General features: G+C 49.2%; 2 protein-coding genes. One reads left to right on the top strand and one right to left on the bottom strand.

The window, feature by feature from the left end; all coding sequences use genetic code 11:
• Positions 1-913 (bottom strand): pyruvate kinase (gene pyk / locus ACTHUM_RS13420; protein WP_440403103.1); only part of this gene is annotated, 913 nt, incomplete at its 3' end.
• Between the two features lie 214 nt (positions 914-1,127).
• On the opposite strand from pyk, the gene ACTHUM_RS13415 reads away from it, so the two are divergent.
• Positions 1,128-1,617: hypothetical protein (locus tag ACTHUM_RS13415; RefSeq protein WP_440403102.1), on the top strand; the 490-nt coding region annotated here is incomplete at its 3' end.

Below are 1,617 nucleotides of genomic sequence, written 5' to 3'. Positions count from 1 at the left end.
GTACAGGGTTGGTAATCATCGATTCCATCATTTGAGTTGCGGTAATGCTGAAGCGGCGCAACTCACGGGCGCGGCGGATCATGCGTTTTTGCAGGGCAGGTACGGCGGCATGGCCAACTTCCACTGCCAAGTCACCGCGGGCAACCATAATACCGTCGCTGGCAAGGATGATTTCGTCCAGGTTTTCAATGGCTTCTACGCGCTCGATTTTGGAAACCAAACCGGGGCGTACGGCTGTACTGCCTTTCATTTCTTCTTCGACTTTGGCGCGTGCGATGTGCAAATCTTCGGCAGATTTCACAAAGCTGATGGCCAAGTAGTCGCAACCGATGGCAATCGCGGTTTTCAAGTCGCGGAAGTCTTTTTCGGTCAACGCACCGGCAGACAGACCGCCGCCGCGTTTATTGATACCTTTGTTACTTTTCAGCACATGGCTGTTTTCTACCCTTGTAATAATCTTACTTCCTTCAACCGCCTCAACGGTCAAGGTCAACAGGCCGTCGTCCAGCCACAAAACATCGCCGGTAGCGACGTCATTCGGCAAATCACGGTAGTCCAAACCCACCGCTTCGCGTGTACCTTCACCTTTAAGCGCGGCATCCAAAATTAAGGTTTCATCTTTATTCAGCTCAATGCTGCCGCCGGCAATTTTGCCGACACGGATTTTCGGGCCTTGCAAGTCGGCAAGAATAGCCACTTCCTGACCTGCGCGTTTCGCGGCTTCACGCACAATGCGGGCATTTTCTTCATGGAACTCCGGAGTACCGTGGCTGAAATTGAAACGGACGACATTAAGACCACCGACACGGATCATGTCTTCCAACAATTGTACATTGTTGCTGCCCGGACCCAGTGTGGCGACAATTTTGGTATTGTGGCTGATACGGGTTAAATCACGTTGCAATTGGCTCATGTAAACGTCCTTTCCTGTTGATTTCACGTTTGATAATGAAGAGGATTGTACTCTTAATGCAATAATGTTGGCGTAAAATTACATCATTTTCTGACTTAAACTAAATTTATTTTTGCATTAACCTACTTTCCTATCGGATACAATATACCCTCACGTCGTCATGTTTAATTTTTCAGACGGCCTCACTCATACTAATAGAATACTCAACTGATCCATGAAACGTTTTTTGACTCCGCTACCCATCGGCATCGTTTTGGCTGACCTGATCTACGGTTTCGTACTTAATGTCATGCAAGGCTTAAATTTGCAACAAACTGCCGCCAACCAGTCCGGTACAATTTCCGTTACGCCCGACATTGCCTTCAACAGCCTGCAAATCGTCGCCAACGGCGGCATGGTCTGCATTATCGGCTTCGGTTTGATTGTCTTGTTCCAACTCAACCGCGCCGTATTACGCCAACAAATCCTGCCCATCGGCATTTTCCGAACTCTCGGCCTGTTGGCTGTTTTGGCATTCAGCATTTCGTCTTTGTGGGAATGGTTGCATGCCGCTTTGTCGCTGCTTTCCGGGCACAATGTTTTAAACTTCAGCAACCCGCGTTATCTGGTTACCGCAGCCTGCATGCCCATCATCGCTTTCTTGTGCATCCTGCGCCTGTACAATTGGTATCGCCTGCATCGGACTGTTGCCGCTGACGACACCT

Source organism: Neisseria sp. P0021.S006, from assembly GCF_051956895.1.
This window is presented reverse-complemented; position numbering and strand designations above follow the sequence as displayed.